We start from the raw sequence: 15,469 nt of genomic DNA on the forward strand, positions 1-15,469 counted from the left end.
GCCCCCGCCACGCTGCCCCGCGGCGGAGCGGCCCACCCCGCCGCCGGCGGGCCCGCGGCGTTCGACGTCTACGACACCACGCTGCGCGACGGCGCCCAGCAGGAGGGCATGAACCTGTCGGTCGCCGACAAGCTCGCGATCGCCCCGCTGCTGGACGAGCTCGGCGTCGGCTACATCGAGGGCGGCTGGCCGGGCGCGATCCCCAAGGACACCGAGTTCTTCGCCCGCGCGGCCAAGGAGCTCGACCTTCGGCACGCCGTGCTCGCGGCGTTCGGCGCGACCCGCAAGCCCGGCGTGCGCGCGTGGGACGACCCGCAGCTCCGGGCGCTGCTCGACTCCGAGGCGCCCGTCGTCACGCTCGTCGCCAAGTCCGACTCCCGGCACGTCGAGCGCGCGCTGCGCACCACCCGCGAGGAGAACCTCGCGATGGTGGCCGACTCCGTGCGGCTGCTCGCGGGCGAGGGCCGCCGGGTCGTCGTGGACGCCGAGCACTTCTTCGACGGGTTCCGGTTCGACCCGGCGTACGCGCGGGACGTCGTGCTCGCGGCGGTCGAGGCGGGCGCGGAGACGGTCGTGCTGTGCGACACCAACGGCGGCATGCTGCCGTCCCACGTCACCGAGGTCGTCCGCGACCTTCGCGCCGCGCTCGGCACCGCCGACCCGCTGACCCGGCTCGGCGTGCACGCGCACAACGACTCCGGCTGCGCGGTCGCGAACTCGCTCGCCGCCGTCGAGGCCGGCGCCGTGCACGTCCAGGGGACCGTCAACGGCTACGGCGAGCGCACCGGCAACGCCGAGCTGCTGTCCGTCGTCGCGAACCTCGAGCTGAAGACCGGCCGCAGCGTGCTGGTGCCCCCGGCGGACGGGGGCGGGCTCGCGGAGATGAGCCGGATCGCCCACCAGATCAGCGAGATCACCAACATCGCGCCCTTCGCCCGCCAGCCGTACGTCGGCGTCAGCGCGTTCGCGCACAAGGCCGGCCTGCACGCCTCGGCGATCCGGGTGGACCCCGACCTGTACCAGCACATCGACCCGCAGCAGGTCGGCAACGACATGCGGATGCTGGTGTCCGAGATGGCCGGCCGCGCGTCGATCGAGCTCAAGGGCCGCGAGCTCGGCTTCGACCTGGCCGGCCAGGACGAGGTGCTGACCCGGGTCACCAACCGGGTCAAGGACGCCGAGGCGCAGGGCTACACGTACGACGCCGCCGACGCGTCGTTCGAGCTGCTGCTCGCCGAGGAGGTCGACGGCGCCCGGCCGGCGTACTTCCGGGTCGAGTCGTGGCGGACGATCGTCGAGCGCGCGGGCTCCCGCGGCACGCCCGCCACCGCCGAGGCCACGGTCAAGCTGCACGCGGGCGGCGAGCGGATCGTCGCGACCGGCGAGGGCAACGGGCCGGTCAACGCCCTCGACCACGCCCTCCGGCTCGCGCTGCAGCGGGTGTACCCGGAGCTGGCCGCGTTCGAGCTCATCGACTTCAAGGTGCGCATCCTCGACGCGATGCACGGCACCGACGCGGTGACCCGGGTGCTGATCGAGACCTCCGACGGGCAGACCGCGTGGAGCACCGTCGGTGTGGGGCCGAACCTCATCGAGGCGTCGTGGGAGGCGCTGACGGACTCGGCGATCTGGGGCCTGCGGAACCGGGGGATCGCGCCGCGCTGACGGGGCGGACCCCGCCGAGTCTCCCTTCCGCGACTGCGCGACCGTCTCCCGCGAGAGGCGCGTCGTGCAGGCTCGCCGCCGCCGCCGCCCGCCACCGCCGCCGCCGTGCGCCGCCGCCGCCCGCCACCGCCTCGCGCCCGGGCGCGTCCCGCAATAGCGTGACCGCCACGGGACGTCCCGGGGGAGGGAGGCGCCGATGTCGGGGCCCGCACCTGCGCGGACGCCCGCGGCCGACCGCTCGCCGGCGTGGCCGTGGCTGCTGGTCCTCGTGCTCGCGGTGGCGGCCGGCGTGCTGCTCGCCTGGCGCCCGTGGGCCGCGTCCGGCGGCCCACGGCCCGACGTGACCCCGGCCGCGGCCACCTCCTCGCCGAGCCCGGCGGCCGAGCCGTCGCCGCCGGGCGGGACGACGGCGCCCGGGGCGTTCGACGGCGCCACCGCCGCCGCGCTGTTCCTCACCGACGCCGAGCTCGCCGAGGCGGTGCCGATGGCGGACGGCATGAGCCTGACCGACGTCGACGGGGCGCAGTGGGGCCTGCCCGTGCTGTCCACCGTGGACCCGCCGTCCTGCACGCCGGCCGTCACGATCGTCGACGAGGAACCCGCGGCCTACCTGCGCCGGTTCGCCAGCGACGACACCGTCACGGTGGTCCAGTCGGTCGCCGTGCTGCCGGACGCGGCGACGGCGCAGGAGGCGTTCGATGCGCTGGTGGAGACCCTCGGGTCGTGCGGCACGTACCAGCAGTCGAGCCCGGGGACCGACGGCGGTGCCTGGACGGCGGGACCGCCGACGACCGAGCGCGGGGCCGTGTCGACGGTGGTGCGCCGGCTGACCCTCACCGCCGAGGGCGCGTCGAGCCCCGAGGTCGAGGTGACCGCGCTCGCGGGCAACGCCCTCGTGACGACCAGCGCGTCGGGCGTCGACCCGGGCACCGACCCGGCGGACCCGACCGCGCTGGCTGGCGTGGCGCGGAGCAGCGCCGAGCGGGCGCTGGCCGGGCTGGGCTGAGCGCCCGCCCACCGGGCGCGCCCGCGCGACCGGGGTGGGCCGACCCGGCGCCCGCGGGCGAGGATGGCGCCATGAGCGAGACACGGACGGTGGCGGTGCTCGGCACCGGGATCATGGGCGCGGCGATGGCGCGGAACCTGCTCCGGGCGGGGCACGCGGTGCGGGTCTGGAACCGCAGCCGGGACAAGGCGGAGCCGCTGGCCGCCGACGGCGCCGCGGTCGCGGGCACGCCGGCCGAGGCGGTCGAGGGCGCCGAGGTGGTCCTGACGATGCTGCACGACGGGCCCGCCGTGGCCGAGGTGATCCGGCAGGCGGGTCCCGGGCTGCGCCCCGGCGTCGTGTGGCTGCAGTCGACGACCGTCGGGGTCGACGACACCCCGGCGCTCGCGGCCCTCGCCGGCGAGCTCGGCGTCACGTTCGTCGAGGCGCCGGTGTCCGGCACCCGGCAGCCCGCCGAGGCGGGGACGCTCGTGGTGATCGCGGCGGGGCCGACGGACGTCCGGGACGTGGTCGCGCCGGTGCTCGACGCGATCGGCGCGCGCACCGTGTGGACGGGCGAGGACGCCGCCGCCGGCTCCGCGACCCGGCTCAAGCTCGTGGTGAACAGCTGGGTGATCACGGTCGCGAACGCGGCGGGCGAGGTGCTCGCCCTCGCCGAGGCGCTCGGCGTCGAGCCGGACCGGTTCTTCGAGGTGCTCGACGGCGGCCCGCTCGACACGCCGTTCCTGCGGGTCAAGACCGACCTGGTCCGCGAGAACCGGCTCAGCCCGGCCGCGTTCGCCGTGGGCACGTCGGGCAAGGACGCGCGGCTCATCGTCGCGGCGGCGCGGGAGCGCGGGCTGCGGCTCGACGGGGCGGAGGCGTTCGCGGCGCGGCTGGACCGCGCGGCGGCGCAGGGGCGCACCGACGAGGACATGGCGGCGACGTACTACACGTCGACGGAGGGCTGAGCGGCTGCCCCCCCGGACGAGTGGAAGATCCGGCCCGACACGCCCCGGCGTGTCGGGCCGGATCTTCCACTCGACGGTTCCAAGGGGAGAAATCCGCGTGCACCTGCGCACCGCCGCCCCGTACCGTCGCCCGCATGGGAACGCTGATCAGCGCGGCCGCCGCGGCCGCCGCACGCCCCCGGTCCGCCTGAGCGCGGCCGGACGTCCGACCGGTCGCCGCCTCTGGATGCCCCGAGCACCCGGAGCCGGGCCGCACCCCACCCCGCCCCTCCGGGTGCTCCGTCCTGCCATGCGACTGGAGCACCTCCCGTGCGACACCCCCACGGCGGCCGGCACGAGCTCGGCCAGAACCTCCTGCACCACGCCCCGACCGTCGACGCCGTCGTCCGCCTGGTCGGTGCGACCGACGGACCCGTCCTGGAGATCGGCGCGGGCGAGGGCGCGCTGACCCGGCCCCTGGCGGGCCTCGGCCGCGACCTGCTCGCGGTCGAGGTCGACCCGCGGCGCGCCGATCGGCTCCGCGCCCGGGCGCCCGGCGTCGCCGTGCTGTGCGCGGACGCGCTGCGCGTGCCGCTCGACCGGCCCGTGGTGGTCGGCAACATCCCGTTCCACCTGACCACCCCGCTGCTGCGCCGGCTGCTGCACCACGGCCGGTGGCGGCACGCCGTGCTGCTCACCCAGTGGGAGGTCGCCCGCAAGCGGGCCGGTGTCGGCGGCCGCACGCTGCTCACGGCGCAGACCGACCCGTGGTTCGAGGTCGCCCTGCACGGCCGCGTGCCCGCGGACGCGTTCCGCCCGCGGCCGTCCGTCGACGGCGGGCTGCTGACCGTGGCCCGGCGTGAGCGGCCGCTCGTCGACCCGGAGCAGCGGCCGGCGTACCAGCGGTTCGTCGCCGCCGTGTTCACCGGCCCGGGGCGCGGCCTGGACCAGGTGCTCGCCCGCGCCGCAGGCGTGCCGGTCGGGACGGCCCGGCGGGCGCTGGCGGCCGCGGGCGTGCCGGCCCGCGCGCTGCCCCGGGACGTGCGGCCGGAGCAGTGGGCGCGGCTGTGGCAGGCGCTGGGTGGGGTCGAACCCCGGCGACCGCGCCGGTGAGGGGCCTAGGATCGGGATCGTGCGTGGCGAGTACAAGGTCCCCGGCGGCAAGCTCGTGGCAGCGGACGTGGAGGTGGCAGGCGGCGCGCTCACCGAGGTGAGCGTCAGCGGCGACTTCTTCCTCGAACCCGACGCCGCCCTCGCGGTCATCGACGAGTCCCTGCGCGGCCGGCCCGCCGACGCGCGGGTCGCCGACCTGACGACGGCGATCGAGGACGGCCTGCGCCGCGCCGAGGCCGACGGCCGGTTCGACGCGCCGGTGCAGATGGTCGGGTTCAGCGCGGAGGCGGTCGCGATCGCGGTGCGCCGCGCGCTGGGCCACGCGACGTCCTGGCAGGACCACACGTTCGAGGTCATCCACCCCGGCCCGCTGCCGCCCGCGGTGCTGGGTGCGCTCGACCAGGTGCTGACCGAGGAGCTCGCCGCGGGCCGCCGGGGGCCGACGCTGCGGTTCTGGGAGTGGGACGAGCGCGCCGTGTTCATCGGCTCGTTCCAGTCGCTGCGCAACGAGGTCGACCCGGAGGGCGTCGCGAAGCACGACGTCACCGTCGTCCGGCGGATCTCCGGCGGCGGCGCCATGTTCATGGAGGCCGGCAACTGCATCACGTTCTCGCTCGTGGTGCCGGCGTCGCTCGTCGACGGGCTGTCGTTCGAGCAGTCCTACCGGTTCCTCGACGACTGGGTGATCGGCGCGCTCGGCGACGTCGGCGTCCGGGCGACGTTCTCCGGGCTGAACGACATCGCCTCCCCGGCGGGCAAGATCGCCGGCTCGGCGCAGAAGCGGCTGGCCGGCGGCGCCGTGCTGCACCACATGACGATGGCCTACGACATCGACGCCGACAAGATGCTCGAGGTGCTGCGGATCGGCCGCGAGAAGCTCTCCGACAAGGGCACGACCAGCGCGAACAAGCGGGTCGACCCGGTGCGGTCGCAGACGGGCCTGCCGCGCGAGCAGGTCATCGACGCGTTCATCGCGCACTTCCGGTCCCGGTACCGGACGGTCGACGGCGAGCTGCGCCCGGAGGAGCTCGAGCGGGCGCAGCAGCTCGTCGAGGAGAAGTTCGGCAACCCGGAGTGGACCGCCCGCGTCCCGTGACGACCAGGGTCGCCTCGGGGACGTCCCCGATGCGCGGGGCGTCGCCGGTACGCCAGGCTGGTGCCGTGAAGATCCTGCTCAACCTCATCTGGCTGCTGTTCGGCGGGCTGTGGCTCGCGCTCGGCTACGTGCTCGCGGGGATCATCTGCTGCGTGCTGATCGTGACGATCCCGTTCGGCGTCGCGTCGTTCCGCATGGCGTCGTACGCGCTGTGGCCGTTCGGCCGCACGATCGTCGACCGGCCGACCGCCGGCGCGATGTCGACGATCGGCAACGTCATCTGGATCCTGGTGGCCGGCTGGTGGCTCGTCATCGGGCACCTCACGACGGCGCTGGCGCAGGCGATCACGATCGTCGGCATCCCGCTCGCCGTCGCGAACCTCAAGATGATCCCGGTGTCGCTGGTGCCGCTCGGCAAGGAGATCGTGCCGACCGACCGGGCGTTCACCGCGTACGGGCACTGACCCGGTAGGACCGTCGGCGAGGTCAGCCCGCCGCGGACCGCAGCACCGCGACGAGCGCGGCGACGCCGAGCACCGTCGTCGCGGCGGCCGTGGTGCCGAGCGCCGCCCCGCCGGGCGTGCGGGCGCCGAGCGGGACCGGAGCGCCCGGGCCGCGGTCGGGGTGCGCGTCGTCGACGACCCCCGCCCACGACGCCGCGCGACGCACGCCGGCCCGGTCCAGGGCGAGCGCGCCGAGCAGCCCGGCGGCGACGAGCACCCAGACCAGCGGCCCGGACCACGGCTCCAGCACCCGGCCGGCGACCAGCGAGCCGACGGCGACGGACAGCGAGGTCCGGCGCCAGGCCAGCGCGGTGCGCTCGGGCTGCGCCCCGGGCGGCGGGGCGGCGGCGTGGGCGGACCCGGGCCCCGCCCCGGCGCCATCGGCCCCGCTCACCGCACCAGCAGCCCGACGAGCACCAGGACCCCCGCCAGCGCCACCCCGGCGGCGAGCGGCCCGCTGAACGCCGGCGCGGGCAGCGGCCGCCGCTCGCGCAGCGCCCGCTCGGCGCGCGCCCAGCCGACCCACGCCTGCACCGGCGCGAGGATGCCGAGCGCGATGAGCAGCACCGCGGCCGCGAGGCGCAGGTGCGGCTCGACGGGCAGGTGCAGCGCCTCCAGCGCGACGCCGCCGGCCAGCAGGGCGAGCGCGGTCCGGACCCAGGCGAGGAAGGTCCGCTCGTTCGCGAGCGAGAACCGGCCGTCGGGCTCGGTGCCGCGGGCGTAGACGCGCCGCGGGAACCGGCGGTCGGGCGATGTGGTCACGCGGCCGGGCCCGGGTCCGCGGCGGGCGCCGGGTCCGCAGTCGGCGCCGGGCGCGCCCCGAACACCGCCGTCCCGACCCGGACCATCGTCGCGCCCTCCGCGACGGCGGCCTCCAGGTCCCGGCTCATGCCCATCGACAGCTCGACCGCGTCGGCCGTGCCGGCCTCGCCGCTCCCGGCCACCTTGTCCCGCAGGTCGCGCAGCGCGGCGTAGCCGGCCCGGACGACGCGCTCGTCGGGGGAGTTGGCGCCGACGGTCATGAACCCGCGCAGCCGCAGCCGGTCGTGCCCCGCGACGGCGCGCACCACGTCGAGCGCGTCCTGCGGGGCGGCGCCGTGCTTGGTCGGCTCCCCGGAGACGTTCACCTGCACCAGCACGTCGAGGGTGCGGTCGGCGTCGGCGCACCGGCGCGCGAGCCGCTCCGCCAGCGCGGGGGAGTCGACGCTCTGCACGCAGGTGGCCCAGCGCAGGGCGGCGTTCACCTTGTTGGACTGCAGCGGGCCGATCAGGTGCAGCTCGGGCGCGAGGTCCGCGAGCCCGGGCGCCTTGGCGACGAGCTCCTGCACCCGGTTCTCGCCGAGCAGCACCCGCCGGGCCGCGCCGGCCGTGGTGGCGGCGCCGGCGATGTCGGCGAGCACGGCGGCCCGCACGGTCGCGGCGTCCTGCGTCTTGGTGGCCAGCAGCAGCCGCACGGAGCCCGCGGGCCGGCCGGCGGCGGACTCCGCGGCGGCGATCCGGGCGCGGACCCGCGCCAGCCGCTCCGCCAGCTCGGTGGCCCCCGTGGTCATGTGCCCGACCCTAACCGGTGGCCGCGGCGCGCCCGTCCGCGGCCCGCGCGGGGTCCGGGTCGCCCGCGGCCGCCGCGTACCGGCCCGCCAGCTCCCGGGCCGCGGCCCGCAGCTCCGGCGGCCCGACGACCGTCATCGGCACGTCGAACAGCCCGAACCACGCCGCCAGCCCGCCCCAGGACCACGCCCCGGCGACGACCCGCGACCGCCGCTCGTCGAGCGGCTCCACCACGTCGGCCGGCCCGGCCCAGCGCGCGACGACCGGCGCCGGCGCCTCGAGCACGGCCTCGCCGCGGCACGGCTGGTACCCACCCGCGAGCTGCCGCTGCAGGTACGCGGCGACGTCGGGCGCCGGGAGGGTGCGGCGCTCGAACCGCGGCCCGGTCGGCGTGCGCGGGTGCAGCCGGTCGACGCGGAACGTGCGCCAGTCGGCGCGGTCGAGGTCCCACGCGACCAGGTACCAGCGCCGGCCCCGGGTGGCCAGGTGGTGCGGCTCGACGCGGCGGGGCGGGCCGTCGGCCGTCGTGCTGCCGTCGCCCGACCGGTAGTCGAACCGCAGCACCTCCCGCGCGCGGATCGCGGCGCCGACGACCATGAGCCGCTCGGTGTCGACGTGCTCCTCCTCGGGGTCGGCGGGCCGGCGCACCGCGACCAGGTCCAGCCCCTCGACCCGCGCCCGCAGCCGGGCGGGCAGCACCTGGCGCAGCGTCGCGAGCGCGCGGGCCGCGGCGTCGTCCAGGCCGTCGACGCCGGTCGTGGCGGTCTGCAGCGCGACGGTGAGGGCGACCACCTGCTCGTCGTCGAGCATGAGCGGCGGCATCGCGGTCCCGGCGGCCAGCCGGTAGCCGCCGTCGGGCCCCTTCGTCGCGTGGACCGGGTAGCCGAGCGCGCGCAGCCGGTCGACGTCCCGGCGCACCGTCCGCGGGCTCACGCCCAGCCGGTCCGCCAGCACGAGGCCGGGCCAGTCGCGCCGGGTCTGCAGCAGGGAGAGCAGCGCCAGCAGCCGCGACGAGGGCGTCGTCGCGGCGTCGTCGGCCAGGTCCGGGATCGCCGTCATGAGATCCAGTCTGCTCCCGGTAGCGGACGGGATCTGACCGCTACCCGGACGACGGTGGTGCCATGACGACCAGAGGGGAACCCGCCATGATCCGCACCAGGGGACTGACCAAGGACTTCGCCGGGGGGAAGGGGCCGACCGTGCACGCGGTGCGCGGCCTCGACCTGGACATCGCGCCCGGGGAGCTCGTCGCCGTGCTCGGCCCGAACGGCGCCGGCAAGACCACCACGATCCGGATGCTCACCACGCTCATCGCGCCGACGGCCGGCACGGCGCAGGTCGCCGGGTCGGACATCGCCCGCGAGCCCGGGACCGTGCGCCGCCGGATCGGCTACGTCGGCCAGGGCAACGGCGCGGGCCACTCCCAGCGGGCGCTGGACGAGCTGGTCGTGCAGGGGACGATCTACGGCCTCGACCGGCGGGACGCGCGCCGGCGGGCCGCCGAGCTCATGGCCCAGCTGGACCTCGAGCCGCTCGCGCGCCGCAAGGTCTCGGACCTGTCCGGCGGGCAGCGCCGCCGGCTCGACGTCGCGCTCGGGCTCGTGCACGCGCCCCGGCTGCTGTTCCTCGACGAGCCGTCGACCGGGCTCGACCCGCACAACCGCGCCAACCTGTGGGAGCACATCCTCCGGCTGCGCGAGCGGCACGAGATGACCGTCGTGCTCACCACGCACTACCTGGACGAGGCCGACCAGATGGCCGAGCGCGTCGTGGTGGTCGACGACGGGCGGATCATCGCCGACGACACCGCGGCCGCGCTCAAGCACACGCTCGCGGGGGACCGGCTGGTGCTCGCCGCCGCGGCTCCCGGGGACGCCCCCGCGCTCGCGGAGCTCGTCGCCCGGGCGCCCGGCGCGCGGGACGTCGAGGTCGACGGGGCCGAGGTCCGCGCCCGCGTGGCGGACGCCCCGACCGCGCTGCCCGCCGTGCTCGCCGAAGCGGCCGCGCGCGGCCTCGCCGTCGCCCGGGCGGAGGGGCACCAGCCCACGCTCGACGACGTGTTCCTGACCCTCACCGGCCGCAGCCTCCGTGAGGAGGGCGCGCGGCCGTCCGACGCCGAGGAGGTGGCGGCATGACCGCCATGACCGCCCGCACCGCACCCGCCGAGACGCTGCCCGCCCGCGAGGCCGCCCGCTCCTGGTGGGGCGACGCCTGGCTGGTGATGTCCCGCGAGCTCCTGCCGACCGTGCGGGACCCGTTCTCCGTCGTGTTCGGGCTCATCCAGCCGGTGGTGTTCCTCGGGCTGTTCGGCCCGCTGCTCGCCGGCTCCGTGGGCGACGGGCTGCCCGGCGGGGACGTGTGGGCGTGGTTCGTGCCCGGGATCCTCGTGATGACGACCCTGTTCGGCACGTCGACCACCGGCGCGAACCTGCTGTTCGAGATGCAGACCGGCGCGCACGAGCGGCTGCTCGTCACGCCGCTGGCCCGGTCCGCGCAGCTGGTCGGTCGGTCCTGGAAGGAGATGGTGCCGATCGTCGCGCAGTCGGTGGTCGTGGTCGCCGTCATGCTGCCGTTCGGGTTCTCGTTCAGCCCGGCCGGCGCGGTCCTGGGGCTGGTCCTGCTCGCGGTGTTCGGCGTCGGGATCGGGTCGCTGTCCTACGCGCTGGCGATCGCCGTCCGGAAGCAGGACTGGATGTTCTGGGCGGTGCAGCAGACGCTGCTGTTCCCGCTGCTGATCCTGTCCGGGATGCTGCTGCCGCTCGAGACCGGGCCGCGGTGGATGCAGGTCGCCGCGGACGTGAACCCGCTGCGGTACGTGGTGGACGCCGAGCGCGCGCTGTTCGCCGGGGACCTCGCGTCCGCGACGGTGGCGTGGGGCGCGGTGGCGGCGGTGGCGACCGCGGCGCTCGGGCTGCTGGTCGGCGTGCGGACGCTGGCGCGCAGCGCACGGTAGGGGATCGCGGGCGGGCGGCGGCGGCGTCAGCCGCGGGCGATGTCCGCCACCGTCGCCGCCGTGAGCCGGATCAGGTCGTCCGGGGCCAGCTCGACGTCGAGGCCCCGGCGACCGCCGGACACGAACACGGTGTCGAACAGCTGCACGGTCTCGTCGACGACGGTCGGGTGCGGGGTCTTCTGGCCGAGCGGGGAGATGCCGCCGACGACGTACCCGGTCGCGCGCTCGGCGGCGGCCGGGTCCGCCATGACGGCCTTCTTGCCGCCGACCGCCTGGGCCAGCGCCTTGAGGTCGAGCTTCCCGGCGACGGGCACGACGGCGACGGTGAGCGTGCCGTCGACCGACGCCATGAGGGTCTTGTAGACCTGCTCGGGGTCGATGCCCAGCACCTCGGCGGCCTCCAGGCCGTAGCCGACGGTGCTGCGCGGGTCGTGCTCGTAGGCGTGCGCGGTGTGCGGTACCCCGGCGGCGGCCAGCGCGACCAGCGCGGGCGTCCCGGACGGCGGCTGCTTGCGGCTCACGGGCCCAGCCTAGGGGCGGTGCTGCTAGCGTCGGGGCAGCACGGGAGTCCGGTGAGCCGGGCTGAGAGGGAGTACTCGAACTCCGACCGTAGAACCTGATCTGGATCATGCCAGCGCAGGGAGCGACATCTCGCAGGATGCCGGGCACCCGTCCGCCGTCCTCCCGTGCTGAGACCGACCAGCACAGGAGGACGCATGATCCCGACACCCTCGACGCAGCCCGGGCCCGCCGGGGCGGCCGACCTGGTGGCCGACCCGCTCCGCTTCGGGGTCGGCGCCCGCGTGACCGTGGCGGTGATGTCCGACCGGTACGCCGAGGTGATCCTCGGGGCGCTGGCGGGCGTCGCGACCGACGGGCTCGTGGTGGACACGGGCGACGTGAGCACCTACGTCGGCGGCCACGAGGCGGACCTGCTGCGGTACCTCACCGACCTGGTCGACGCGGTGGCCGCCACCGGCGAGCACGCGGCCGTCACGCTGCACCTGTCCCGCGGCTGCCCGGGCGAGGTCGTGTGCGAGCTCCCCGGTGGCGCGGGCCCGCGCGCGGTGGCGCTGCCCCCGGGCCGGCGCACGGGCCGCTCCGGGGCGGCGGAGTGGGCGCTCTACCCGCTGGCCGACGACGTCCGGGCCGGGGTCGAGCCCGACCACATGCGCGACATCGAGGCGGCGATCGACCTGGCGCGGACGACCGGGACGTTCCGCGGCTCCGAGCACTTCGTGACCCGGCTCGAGGGCGACGTCGGCGCGCTCGTCGAGACGGTCGTCGGCGCCTGGGCGCGGGTCGGCCGCGGCGTGCAGCACGTGACCAGCCACGTCACGGTCTCGCTCAACAGCCCGACCCGGTCCCGTGGCTGACGGCGTCGGGGGCGGGCGGCGGCGCGAGCCGCTCGCGCTGAAGGACATCGTGCTCATGGTGGTGCTGGGCGTGGTGTTCGGGTTCCTGTACTGGGCGCTCGTGCAGGCGTGGAACGGCCTCGCGGTGCTCATGGGCCCGGCGGGCGACCTCGCGCAGCACGTGCTGCTCGGCGGCTGGCTGCTCGTGGCGCCGATCGCGATCGCGATCATCCGGCGGCCCGGCGTGGGGGTGATCGCCGAGGTGCTGGCCTCCGTCGTCGAGGTGGTGTTCCTCGGGTCGCCGGTGGGGCCGCTGCTGCTCGTCGCGGCGCTGCTGCAGGGCCTGGGCAGCGAGATCCCGTTCGCGCTCGGCCGGTACCGGCGGTTCGGCTGGGCCCGGTTCGCCGTCTCGGGGCTGCTCGGCGCGACGCTCGTGTTCGCGTGGTCGGCGTTCCGGTTCGGCTGGTTCGGGCAGGACGTGCTCGTGCTGCGGCTGGTGCTGCAGGCCGCGTCGGGCGTGGTCCTGGGCGGGCTGCTGGCGAAGGTGGTCGTCGACGCCCTCCACCGCACCGGGGTGCTGGACGGGTTCGCGATCGGGCGCGCGGCGGCGGCCGAGCGCCCGGTGGTCCAGCGCCGTGCTGGCTGAGGGCGGCGCCGCGGGTGCCGTGCTGCAGGTGACCGGCCTCGAGGCGGTCCTGGACGGCGGCGCGGGCGTGGGCCCGGTCGACCTGCGGCTCGCCCCGGGGGAGCAGGTGCTCGTGCTCGGGCCGTCGGGGGCCGGCAAGTCGACGCTGCTGCGGTGCCTGCACGGCGCGGTGCCGCACGCCGTGCCCGCCCGGGTGTCGGGGGAGGTCGTCGTCGCCGGCCGCGCGGTCGCGGAGCACGGCGTCGCGGCGCTCGCGGACGTGGTCGGCGTGCTCGCCCAGGACCCCGAGACCGGCGTGTGCCTGTCCGACGTCGCGGACGAGGTGGCGTTCCCGCTAGAGAACCTCGGGACGCCGCCCGCCGCGATCGGCCCGGCGGTCGCCGCGGCGCTCGGCGCGGCGGGCGCCGCGCACCTGGCGGGCCGGCGCACGGACGCGCTGTCCGGCGGCGAGCTGCAGCGGGTCGCCCTGGCCGCGGCCGTGGTGGCCCGGCCCCGGCTGCTGCTGCTCGACGAGCCGACGTCCCTGCTGGACGCGGACGGCGTGGCGGCGGTGCGGGCGGCGCTGGCGGCGGCCCGGGAGTCGACCGGGGCGGCCTGCGTGCTGGTCGAGCACCGGCTGGACGCGCTCGCCGGGGACGCCGGCGTCGCCGGGCTGCCGGGCAGGTGGGTCGTGCTCTCGGCCGACGGCCGGGTCACGCACGACGGCCCGGCGGCGCAGGTGGCGCGGGACGCCGGGCCGGAGTTGCTCGCGCGCGGGTGCTGGCTGCCGGAGGACGTGGAGCTGGCGGCGGCGCTCGGGGGAGCGGTCGCAGGGCCCGGGCTGCGCGACCGGGTGCTCGCCCTGGCTTCGACGGCCCCGCCGGCGCGCGGCGCCGGGTGCGACGGGGTCACCGGCCCGCGGCGGGAGGTGCTGCTCGCGGCGCGGGGCCTGGCAGTCGGCCGGGGACCCCGCGGCCGGCGTGGGCGGCGCGGGCCGGCGCCGGAGCCGGTGCTCCGCGGCGTCGACCTCGAGCTCCGCGCGGGCGAGGTGGTGGCGCTCGTCGGCGCGAACGGCGCGGGCAAGTCCACCCTCCTCACCTCCCTCGCCGGCCTGCTGCCGCCGCTCGCCGGCACCGTCGCGGGCGTGCGTCCCGGGCTCGTGGTGCAGAACCCCGAGCACCAGCTCGCGGGGCGCACGGTGGCGGCGGAGGTCGCCGTCGGTCTCCCGCCCGGACCGGCGACGGACGCGCGGGTGGCCGCGGCGCTCGCGCGGTTCGGGCTGGCGGGGCTCGCGGACCGGGACCCGCACCGGCTGTCCGGCGGGGAGCAGCGGCGGCTGAGCCTGGCGGCCATGCTCGTCCACGACCGCCCCGTCCTGCTGGCGGACGAGCCGACGTTCGGGCTCGACCGGCACGGGACGGCGGCCGTGCTGGGCGTGCTGGCCGACGAGGCCCGCGCCGGGCGCGCCGTCCTGCTCACCTGCCACGACCTGCGCGCGGTGGCGTCCGTCGCCGACCGGGTGCTGGTGATCGCGGACGGCCGGCTGGTCGCGGACGTGGACCCGCTCGGGTTGGTGCGGGACCCGCGGCTCCTCGACGCCGCGCGGCTGCGCCCGTCGCGGCTGCTGCGCTGGCTCGCCGTGGCGGTGGCCGATGCCGGGCGGCTGCGGGACGCGCTCGCGGCGCTGGACGCCCGCGGGGGGTTCGCGGCCCGGGATCCCGGTGCGGCCCGGGCGACTCCCGCGGCCGCCGATCCCGGCGTGGCGCCGGTGGCGGGCGAGCCCGGCGTGGCGCCCGCGGCCGGCGCACCCGGCGCTGCGCTCGCGGCCGGCCCGGCGGAGGTGCCGGCCCCGTGACCCCGCTGGAGGCCCGGAACCCGACGGTGAAGCTGCTGCTGCTCGTCGCCGTGTCGCTCGTGACGCTCGCCCTGCTGGACCCGGCGACCCTGGTGCTGCTGTACCTGCTCGGGCTGGCCGCGGCCCGGTGGGGCGCCGGCGTCGGCCCGCGGCGGCTGCTGCTCGCCCAGGTGCCGTTCTGGTCGTTCGGCGTCGGCGTCCTGCTGGTCAACGCGCTCAGCCGCCCGGGCGAGGCCCTCGTCGCGGGCGGGCCGTTCCGCGTGACGCACGAAGGGCTGGTCGTCGGCGCGGCGCTCGCGCTGCGCGGCCTGGTGATCGGCGTCGGCACCGTCGCGTTCCTCGCCAGCACACCGCCGCGCGACCTGATGGTCAGCCTGACCCGGCACGCCCGGCTCAGCCCGCGGTACGCCTACGCGCTGCTCGCCGGGCACCGGATGCTCGCCGGGCTGCCGCGGCAGTGGGCGACGATCCGGGCGGCGCAGCGGGTGCGCGCTCCGCTGGGGCGCGACGGCCGACCGCGGGACGGCTGGCGCGCGTGGGCGCGGTCCGCGTTCGCGCTGCTGGTGGCCTCGATCCGCGCGTCCGAGCGGGTGGCGCTCGCGCTGGAGTCGCGCGGCCTGTCCGCCGGGCCGCGCAGCGTCTGGCGCCCGGTGCCGCTCGGCGCGGGGGACGCCGCGCTGGCGGGCGGCGTCGTCGGCGTCCTGGCGCTGGTGCTCGCGGCGGGCGCCGTGCTGGCGCCCGCGGGCGGGTGGTGGTGAGGAGCGGCGTCGGCGAGACCCGTCGGCGAGACCCACTGATCCGGTCGAGACCGTCGATCGCGG

The 15,469-nt window shown here is 77.4% G+C and carries 17 protein-coding genes and 1 riboswitch; of the genes, 12 read left to right on the forward strand and 5 right to left on the reverse strand.

What is annotated here, in order from left to right:
* Window positions 1-12: 12 nt before the first annotated feature.
* From cimA to Cpa01nite_RS13915, 6 genes are all read left to right on the forward strand, one after another.
* Window positions 13-1,665, forward strand: coding sequence for a citramalate synthase (cimA, locus tag Cpa01nite_RS13890; protein WP_203669413.1), 1,653 nt, complete (start codon window positions 13-15; stop codon window positions 1,663-1,665).
* Window positions 1,666-1,861: 196 nt separating this feature from the next.
* Complete coding sequence (locus tag Cpa01nite_RS13895) at window positions 1,862-2,671, forward strand: sensor domain-containing protein (RefSeq protein WP_203669353.1); 810 nt, start codon at window positions 1,862-1,864, stop codon at window positions 2,669-2,671.
* A 71-nt stretch (window positions 2,672-2,742) separates the two neighbouring features.
* Entirely contained in the window at window positions 2,743-3,621 is an 879-nt protein-coding gene (locus Cpa01nite_RS13900; protein WP_203669354.1) for an NAD(P)-dependent oxidoreductase, read from the forward strand.
* Between the two features lie 309 nt (window positions 3,622-3,930).
* A complete protein-coding gene (erm, locus tag Cpa01nite_RS13905; RefSeq protein ID WP_203669355.1) occupies window positions 3,931-4,713 on the forward strand; it encodes a 23S ribosomal RNA methyltransferase Erm in 783 nt (260 codons plus the stop codon).
* Window positions 4,714-4,732: 19 nt separating this feature from the next.
* Complete coding sequence (gene lplAB / locus Cpa01nite_RS13910; protein ID WP_203669356.1) at window positions 4,733-5,809, forward strand: lipoate-protein ligase LplAB; 1,077 nt, start codon at window positions 4,733-4,735, stop codon at window positions 5,807-5,809.
* A 65-nt stretch (window positions 5,810-5,874) separates the two neighbouring features.
* On the forward strand, window positions 5,875-6,273 hold the full coding sequence (locus tag Cpa01nite_RS13915; RefSeq protein WP_203669357.1) for a YccF domain-containing protein: 399 nt from the start codon (window positions 5,875-5,877) through the stop codon (window positions 6,271-6,273).
* A 22-nt stretch (window positions 6,274-6,295) separates the two neighbouring features.
* On the opposite strand, the gene Cpa01nite_RS13920 is transcribed toward Cpa01nite_RS13915, so the two are convergent.
* The 4 genes from Cpa01nite_RS13920 to Cpa01nite_RS13935 are packed head-to-tail and all read right to left on the reverse strand — an operon-like array spanning window position 6,296 to window position 8,919.
* Window positions 6,296-6,706 carry a DUF202 domain-containing protein gene (locus tag Cpa01nite_RS13920; protein WP_203669358.1) on the reverse strand — a complete coding sequence of 137 codons (411 nt, stop codon included), beginning with the start codon at window positions 6,704-6,706 and terminating at the stop codon, window positions 6,296-6,298.
* Complete coding sequence (locus Cpa01nite_RS13925; protein WP_203669359.1) at window positions 6,703-7,074, reverse strand: YidH family protein; 372 nt, start codon at window positions 7,072-7,074, stop codon at window positions 6,703-6,705. Before Cpa01nite_RS13925 ends, Cpa01nite_RS13920 begins: the two co-directional genes overlap by 4 nt.
* Window positions 7,071-7,862 carry a YggS family pyridoxal phosphate-dependent enzyme gene (locus Cpa01nite_RS13930; RefSeq protein ID WP_203669360.1) on the reverse strand — a complete coding sequence of 264 codons (792 nt, stop codon included), beginning with the start codon at window positions 7,860-7,862 and terminating at the stop codon, window positions 7,071-7,073. Before Cpa01nite_RS13930 ends, Cpa01nite_RS13925 begins: the two co-directional genes overlap by 4 nt.
* Before the next feature lie 10 nt (window positions 7,863-7,872).
* Complete coding sequence (locus tag Cpa01nite_RS13935) at window positions 7,873-8,919, reverse strand: helix-turn-helix transcriptional regulator (RefSeq protein ID WP_203669361.1); 1,047 nt, start codon at window positions 8,917-8,919, stop codon at window positions 7,873-7,875.
* Between the two features lie 86 nt (window positions 8,920-9,005).
* On the opposite strand from Cpa01nite_RS13935, the gene Cpa01nite_RS13940 reads away from it, so the two are divergent.
* Both Cpa01nite_RS13940 and Cpa01nite_RS13945 read left to right on the forward strand, forming a co-directional pair.
* Window positions 9,006-9,995: an ABC transporter ATP-binding protein gene (locus Cpa01nite_RS13940; RefSeq protein WP_203669414.1), complete on the forward strand. Its 990-nt coding sequence runs from the start codon at window positions 9,006-9,008 to the stop codon at window positions 9,993-9,995.
* The gene (locus tag Cpa01nite_RS13945) at window positions 9,992-10,813 is read left to right on the forward strand and encodes an ABC transporter permease (RefSeq protein WP_203669362.1); all 822 of its coding nucleotides are present in this window, start codon (window positions 9,992-9,994) and stop codon (window positions 10,811-10,813) included. The genes Cpa01nite_RS13940 and Cpa01nite_RS13945 overlap by 4 nt, the downstream gene beginning before the upstream one ends.
* Window positions 10,814-10,839: 26 nt before the next feature.
* On the opposite strand, the gene ybaK is transcribed toward Cpa01nite_RS13945, so the two are convergent.
* A complete protein-coding gene (gene ybaK, locus Cpa01nite_RS13950; protein WP_203669363.1) occupies window positions 10,840-11,334 on the reverse strand; it encodes a Cys-tRNA(Pro) deacylase in 495 nt (164 codons plus the stop codon).
* Window positions 11,335-11,364: 30 nt separating this feature from the next.
* A riboswitch (TPP riboswitch) is annotated at window positions 11,365-11,473 on the forward strand.
* Between the two features lie 56 nt (window positions 11,474-11,529).
* On the opposite strand from ybaK, the gene Cpa01nite_RS13955 reads away from it, so the two are divergent.
* From Cpa01nite_RS13955 to Cpa01nite_RS13970, 4 genes are read left to right on the forward strand one after another with little or no spacing between them, the layout of a single operon-like run.
* Window positions 11,530-12,189 (forward strand): YkoF family thiamine/hydroxymethylpyrimidine-binding protein, encoded by a 660-nt coding sequence (locus tag Cpa01nite_RS13955; protein WP_203669364.1) that lies wholly within the window; start codon window positions 11,530-11,532, stop codon window positions 12,187-12,189.
* Window positions 12,182-12,814: an ECF transporter S component gene (locus Cpa01nite_RS13960; RefSeq protein WP_239068784.1), complete on the forward strand. Its 633-nt coding sequence runs from the start codon at window positions 12,182-12,184 to the stop codon at window positions 12,812-12,814. The genes Cpa01nite_RS13955 and Cpa01nite_RS13960 overlap by 8 nt, the downstream gene beginning before the upstream one ends.
* Complete coding sequence (locus Cpa01nite_RS13965) at window positions 12,804-14,648, forward strand: ABC transporter ATP-binding protein (RefSeq protein WP_203669365.1); 1,845 nt, start codon at window positions 12,804-12,806, stop codon at window positions 14,646-14,648. The genes Cpa01nite_RS13960 and Cpa01nite_RS13965 overlap by 11 nt, the downstream gene beginning before the upstream one ends.
* Entirely contained in the window at window positions 14,645-15,406 is a 762-nt protein-coding gene (locus Cpa01nite_RS13970; RefSeq protein ID WP_203669366.1) for an energy-coupling factor transporter transmembrane component T family protein, read from the forward strand. The genes Cpa01nite_RS13965 and Cpa01nite_RS13970 overlap by 4 nt, the downstream gene beginning before the upstream one ends.
* The last annotated feature ends 63 nt before the right edge of the window (window positions 15,407-15,469 follow it).

Source organism: Cellulomonas pakistanensis (assembly GCF_016862755.1).
In the GTDB taxonomy this organism is placed as follows: domain Bacteria; phylum Actinomycetota; class Actinomycetes; order Actinomycetales; family Cellulomonadaceae; genus Cellulomonas; species Cellulomonas pakistanensis.

What these genes read in the sequence shown, in the direction of transcription:
- Cpa01nite_RS13935 (WP_203669361.1), bottom strand. Translation starts at nt 8,919, where the DNA reads ATGACGGCGATCCCGGACCTGGCCGACGACGCCGCGACGACGCCCTCG.
- Cpa01nite_RS13955 (WP_203669364.1), top strand. Translation starts at nt 11,530, where the DNA reads ATGATCCCGACACCCTCGACGCAGCCCGGGCCCGCCGGGGCGGCCGAC.
- Cpa01nite_RS13945 (WP_203669362.1), top strand. Translation starts at nt 9,992, where the DNA reads ATGACCGCCATGACCGCCCGCACCGCACCCGCCGAGACGCTGCCCGCC.
- Cpa01nite_RS13940 (WP_203669414.1), top strand. Translation starts at nt 9,006, where the DNA reads ATGATCCGCACCAGGGGACTGACCAAGGACTTCGCCGGGGGGAAGGGG.
- Cpa01nite_RS13895 (WP_203669353.1), top strand. Translation starts at nt 1,862, where the DNA reads ATGTCGGGGCCCGCACCTGCGCGGACGCCCGCGGCCGACCGCTCGCCG.
- Cpa01nite_RS13900 (WP_203669354.1), top strand. Translation starts at nt 2,743, where the DNA reads ATGAGCGAGACACGGACGGTGGCGGTGCTCGGCACCGGGATCATGGGC.
- Cpa01nite_RS13930 (WP_203669360.1), bottom strand. Translation starts at nt 7,862, where the DNA reads ATGACCACGGGGGCCACCGAGCTGGCGGAGCGGCTGGCGCGGGTCCGC.